General features: G+C 48.2%; 3 protein-coding genes. 1 reads left to right on the top strand and 2 read right to left on the bottom strand.

The window, feature by feature from the left end; translation table 11 throughout:
• The coding region (locus QT974_RS10350; protein WP_333468400.1) for a PEP/pyruvate-binding domain-containing protein at positions 1 to 2,301 on the top strand (2,301 nt) is incomplete at its 5' end.
• A gap of 96 nt (positions 2,302 to 2,397) precedes the next feature.
• Here QT974_RS10350 and QT974_RS10345 read toward each other — a convergent pair.
• Positions 2,398 to 4,122, bottom strand: a complete 1,725-nt coding sequence (locus QT974_RS10345) for a M10 family metallopeptidase C-terminal domain-containing protein (RefSeq protein WP_333468399.1) — start codon at positions 4,120 to 4,122, stop codon at positions 2,398 to 2,400.
• Between the two features lie 335 nt (positions 4,123 to 4,457).
• Positions 4,458 to 5,678, bottom strand: coding sequence for an ABC transporter permease (locus QT974_RS10340; protein WP_333468398.1), 1,221 nt, complete (start codon positions 5,676 to 5,678; stop codon positions 4,458 to 4,460).
• Positions 5,679 to 5,818 lie beyond the last annotated feature (140 nt).

The raw sequence follows: 5,818 nt of genomic DNA, 5'->3' as shown, positions 1-5,818 counted from the left end.
AGTTCGGCAGCGAGCAATGTGCGGGATGTAGCGGATGGAAGAAAGCAGAAAGAAGGCAGTTCGGCAGCGAGCAATGTGCGGGATGTAGCGGATGGAAGAAAGCAGAAAGAAGCGAGAGGGAATAAGGGAAAATCCGATCGCCTTTTAATCAGTAATTCTGTCATCCAAAACCTCAAAGCAAAAATTCCCAACCGCATGATTGTGCGTTCTTCCGCGGCGGGAGAAGATGGCGAGATTAGTTCCGCCGCCGGACAATATGAAACCATTGGCCCTGTTTTGACTGAAGCAGAATTGCTCGACGGCATTAACCGCTGCCGCCAGTCTTATTGGACTTCCGAAGCTATATCTTACCGACGCCAGCGACAACTCCCCGATACTCAAATGGCTGTCTTAATTCAGCCTTATATTGATGGCAAAGTTGCCGGAGTTATGTTCAGCCGCAATCCTTTAGATGGCGGTTCCCAGATAATTATTGAAGCTTTGCCGGGAGGTGCGGAATCTGTTGTGGGCGGACAAGTGACTCCGTTACATTTGGAAGTTGATTTTACCCAGCCTGAGACTTTAACACAAAATTTAAATGAACTCGAAATTAGTTCAATTATTGACAAACAAATTATAGCTGAATTAGTCAAACAAGCGCAAGCCATCGAAGCTTTTTTTCACGGCATCCCGCAGGATATTGAGTGGAGTTGGGACGGAGAAAAAGTTTGGATTTTGCAAAGCCGTCCGATTACTAATTTGCAGCCGTTTTGGACTCGCACTATTGCCGCTGAAGTGATTCCTGGTGCAATTCGCCCCCTAACTTGGTCGATTAATCGCCCGCTGACTTGTGGGGTTTGGGGAGAGATTTTTCGGGTGGTTTTGGGCGATCGCGCTGCTCATCTCAATTTCAAGGAAACGGCGACTTTGCTGGGTTCCCATGCTTATTTTAACGCGACTTTGTTGGGCGAAATCTTTCGGATGATGGGATTGCCGGAGCAGGGTTTGGAATTTTTACTCAGGGGGCAGAAGATGGGTAAGCCGCCTTTGGCGAAGATTTTGCCTTCTTTGCCCGGTTTGTGGCGTCTGGTACAGCGGGAGCGGGCGCTGAATGCAGATTTTGCGGGCGATCGCACTTCTATTTTTTTACCAGCAATAGAAAGTTTGGAGAAGTCAGAAAAAAGTTCGGCAACGGATTATGTAACGGATGTAACGGATTTAATTGAGAGAGCCGAGCAAATTCAGGAGTGGCTGAAACCGATTACTTACTACAATATTTTAGGGCCGATCGGGCTGGCTATTCGCAAAGCAATTTTTCGCGTTGACGATGCTTGGCTTGTCAATGATACCGCTCCTGAAATCGCTTCGGTGCGAGCTTTGCAACAGTTGGCTGAGAAATTGCGACAAGCTGCTATTTCCCAGTCAGGCGAGAATGTTTCAGCCGCAGATTTAGCACTGATATTTTCGGAAAGTCCGGCTTTACAATCAGAGTTTGATAACTGGCTCGATCTTTACGGATATTTGAGCGAAGTGGGAACTGATATCGCTGTTCCTACTTGGCGAGAACAGCCGGAAACTTACCGCAAATTGCTAATAACTATGGCTCAAAAATCTGCGGTTGCTAATTCACCAGCAACCGATAAGTTAAGCTTGACTTTTGCTCAGAAGTGGCGCTTAAATAAATGTCAGGAACGAGCTCTAGTTAAAAACCAAATTAGCGAAATTTACGCGCGGTTGTTGGCTCATCTCCGCTGGACTTTTCTGGAGATTGAAGCTTGCGGATTGGAAATGCAGGTGTTTGAGCAACCTGGAGATATTTTTTATCTGGAATTTGGGGAGATTCAAGAGTGGATTCGCAGCGGTGCGAGTGTTTCTTTTCAGGATACGATTCGACTGAGGCGCGATCGCCTGTTGATGGATCGCGATCGCCCGATTCCTCCTGTAGTCTACGGCAATTTGCTGCCGAATTCTCGCCCAAGGTCGATCGACTCCTCAACCTCCGCAACCGCTATCATGCAGGGAATCCCCGCAAGTATCGGCTGCGTCGAAGGTTTTGTCAAAATTTGCCGGAGTGTCACTACAGAATTAGGCGAAAATGCGATCGCTGTAGTACCGTACACCGATGCTGGTTGGGCGCCGCTGCTGTTGGGAGCAAAGGCAATTGTAGCGGAAGTTGGCGGCCAGTTGTCTCACGGGGCGATCGTCGCTCGCGAGTACAAAATTCCGGCAGTCATGAATGTTGCTGAAGCTACAACTCGCTTGCGAGACGGTCAAAAAGTTCGCGTAGATGGATATCTCGGTACTGTCGAATTACTCGAATAAACTGGTTTGATCGTTCGGACTTTAGTCTTTATTGACTTAAGCCTTTAGAGAGGACTGAAGTCCGAACGATCAAGCCTTTAGAGAGGACTGAAGTCCTTACGCTTTCAAGAAATTCTGGACAACATAGTTGCCCACATTTCTACCGGCACTCAAACCGTCTAGGTTAGCACTCATAAAATGAATGCCTCCGTAAATCCGACTTATCCCTGATTCGTCCGCAGCTTGGGCAAAGTTTTCAAAGGTTCGCAAACTGTTAACAGATTTATCTCCCTTATCGGCAAATCCAAAATCTGCACCAAATACAGAGTTCATGACGGGCTCGGCTGCACCGCTAAAGGTACTGTGGCCCGACGTGTACTCGGGGAAAGGCGGAGTAGTTATCAGCGGAGTCCACAGGGGGTCGGCCGTCGTGTTCGGGTTGTTGTCTTTGTCAGCTTGGCGAATCGCTGTCACCGGCCGCCATAAGTCGTACTGGTACTTAGCATCCCAGGAGTTAATCGCTGCATCGGCTTGGGCAAAATTCAGCAGCGCAAACAAGCGGGCACTATCTTCTAACGATAGGCCCGCGAGGGCTGATGCTTCTTGGGCGATTTGGTTCCAGTGCCCGGGGGGAGTAAAAGTACCTCCGCCGTTGGCCCAGAATCTGGCGATCGCAGTTTGATCCGGCGTGCGCGTCAGACTGTCAACTTTCCCGATTTCTTTGACGTAGTTGAGCTCCTCTGCGTACTTGGCGCTATTGAGGGCGGGCGGGCCCGACGGGCGGAACTGAGAACCGCTAGTCATCGCAAAGGGAGTCACCTCCGGCCATTGGGGTAGTAGCCCCGCTGCTAGGGCCGGGGGAGTCGGCTGCCAACTGCCGGGGGTGGTTTTGGGAGTGTACGGCACTACTTTGGTGGAGCCGTCTGTACTCCGCCAACTGATAATTTGGTCGGCAACTTGCCTACCTAGGGCGATCCCGTCATCTTTGGATTTGCCGTCGGGAATTGTCAACAAAGATGATTGATATGCTGCGTCAAATTTTGCTGCTTGTGCTGGATAGAGGCTGACTAATACCTGTTGGGCCGCTGCTGCTACTGCGGCTTCTTTTGACGCGCCTGCGGGTGCATCTATGCTGACGCGGTAAGGGCTGTATTTTTTGGTAATCGAGTTCACCGAATCGTAAATCGCTGCCTGAACCATTGCCATGTTGCGGGAGGCTACCGGAGGCGAGGTGCTGGCTGTCCGGATGGCGTCGAGCATCGTTGCGTTCCACTCTATGATGGGGTTTCCCGATAGGTGAGTGGTGAAGTTCTCGCGGTTGATTGTACTGCTGTTTATTCCCGGCAATACTGCTAAATATTCGCCTGTGAGTTTGTCTTGAATTACAGTGCTATTAGCGTTTGTGCCTTGCTGGATGTTTAAATCGTCAAATGTCAGGCCATTTAGCAATCGAATTTTGTCCTTACCGTTCTCGAAGTCGGTGATGTAGTCTGCTGTGGCTACAGTTGGGCCGCCGCTGCCTTTGCCGATCGCAAAAATGTCATCGCCTTCGCCGCCGCTGAGGGTATCGCTGCCTTTGCCGCCGTAGAGGGTGTCGTTGCCGGAATTGCCAAAAATTAGGTCGTTACCTTTGCCCCCCCAGATGATATCCTCGTCTGCACCACCGAAAATTGAATCGTTGCCGGAGTCGCCGCAGATTTTGTCTTTACCCCGATCGCCTTCTAGAAAGTCATCTCCGCCCTTGCCGTAAATTATGTCGTTGCCATCCAAGCCGTTAATTTGATCTGGCGCTGAAGTTCCTTCGAGAAAGTCGAATTTAGGACTGCTGGTAAGAGATGCCATTGGTTGTTATTTGATATTTTTAATTTTTAAATAGCAAACATTTATAGCATTGATAAATACTATAAGTGTTTGCTCGTATTTTTGATTATTAAACTTTCTGTTGAGTAAGTAAATACCCTGACTAAAACTTTATGGAATCTTTAATATTTCGCTTATTTTGATAAAGTTTTATACTTTATTTAGCCATTAAAGTACATTAATTTTGTTCAATCGTTACAATTTTAGGGATTTTATTGAAATTTCAATACATACATATGGTTGTTATAATTGATTAGTAGCATTATGTATTGCCAAGATAAGTATGTACTTAAGTATGGTATGAATCTAACTCTTTACTAAGCACTTCTTAGGGCGGCGATCGGGTCGAGTTTGGCGGCTTGGCGCGCGGGGACGACGCCGAAAAACAAGCCTACTGTACCGGATACGCTAACAGCTAGGGCGATCGCCACGGGCGAAATACCAGCTTGCAGGGGGGTGAAATTACCCACAAGCAAGATACCGCCGACACCTACGCAAGTACCGACTATTCCTCCAGCAGCAGAGAGAATTACAGCTTCGATGATAAATTGAAACAAGATATCGTTTTGGGATGCTCCGATCGCCTTTCTGAGCCCAATTTCCTGGGTGCGCTCGCTGACAGAAACCAGCATAATATTCATAATCCCAATGCCGCCCACCAACAGCGAAATGCTAGCAACAGCAGTCAACAGCAGTGTCAGCGCCCCAGAAATCGAGCCCATTGTCGCCATTAAATCTTTCTGATTTCTGACAGTAAAGTCATCTTCTGTGGTAATCTTGTGCCGCAGTCTCAGCAAGTTTTCCACCTGAAATTGAGCAGCATCCATTTTCGACTCATCTTCAATCGAAATAAACAGCGAAGTGACAGCTAAACCGTAGGGAGACTTGCGCCCGACAATCCGGTTAGCCATTGTGGCGATCGGCACAACAGCCGAGTTATCATAATTTGTACCAAAAGATGTCCCTTTGGGTGCAAATACTCCAATTACTTTCATGCTGACATTTTTGATTCGCACTTGTGCGCCGAGGGGATTGGTATTAGCAAACAGTTTCTCGGCCAATTCTGAACCGAGAACCACAAATTGATTGTTTTGCTTGACATCGAGTTCGGTTAAAAATCTCCCTTTAGCCATTTCAAAGTTTCTGACAGTCAGAAATTCGGGAATTGTCCCAAAAATGAGAGACGAAACATTTTTGTTACCGTAGCGAACGAGTTCTGAACTGTTGAGTTCTGCTGAGACGCCTTGCACCGACGGGACTTGAGATGCGATCGCCTTACCATCTTCTACTATAAGTGTTTGGGGCGCATTTCTGAGCGAACTGCGGCTAGCATTAGGCACTCCAGCTCTAACAATCAACACATTTGTACCCAGGGATTTAACTTGTCCGCCCACAAAATTTTGAGCACCCTCTCCAATCCCAATCATCGCAATTACCGAAGCATTTCCGACAATCATCCCAATCATCGTCAAGCTGCTGCGAGTTTTGTTTGCTAGCAGCGTTTGACCGGCCATTTTAACACTTTCAATAAAATTCATAATAGGGGAATGGGGAATGGGGAATGGGGAATGGGGCATGGGGAATGGGGCATCGGGCATGGGGAATGGGCCATGGGGAATGGGCCATGGGGCATGGGGCATGGGGCATGGGGCATGGGGCATGGGGCATGGGGCATGGG

The sequence above is a fragment of the Microcoleus sp. BM001215392 genome, assembly GCF_036700185.1.
In the GTDB taxonomy this organism is placed as follows: Bacteria; Cyanobacteriota; Cyanobacteriia; order Cyanobacteriales; family Microcoleaceae; genus Microcoleus.
This window is presented reverse-complemented; position numbering and strand designations above follow the sequence as displayed.

Bases quoted from the DNA above. Each gene is read 5' to 3' on its own strand.
- QT974_RS10345 (WP_333468399.1), bottom strand. From the start codon at position 4,122: ATGGCATCTCTTACCAGCAGTCCTAAATTCGACTTTCTCGAAGGAACT.
- QT974_RS10340 (WP_333468398.1), bottom strand. From the start codon at position 5,678: ATGAATTTTATTGAAAGTGTTAAAATGGCCGGTCAAACGCTGCTAGCA.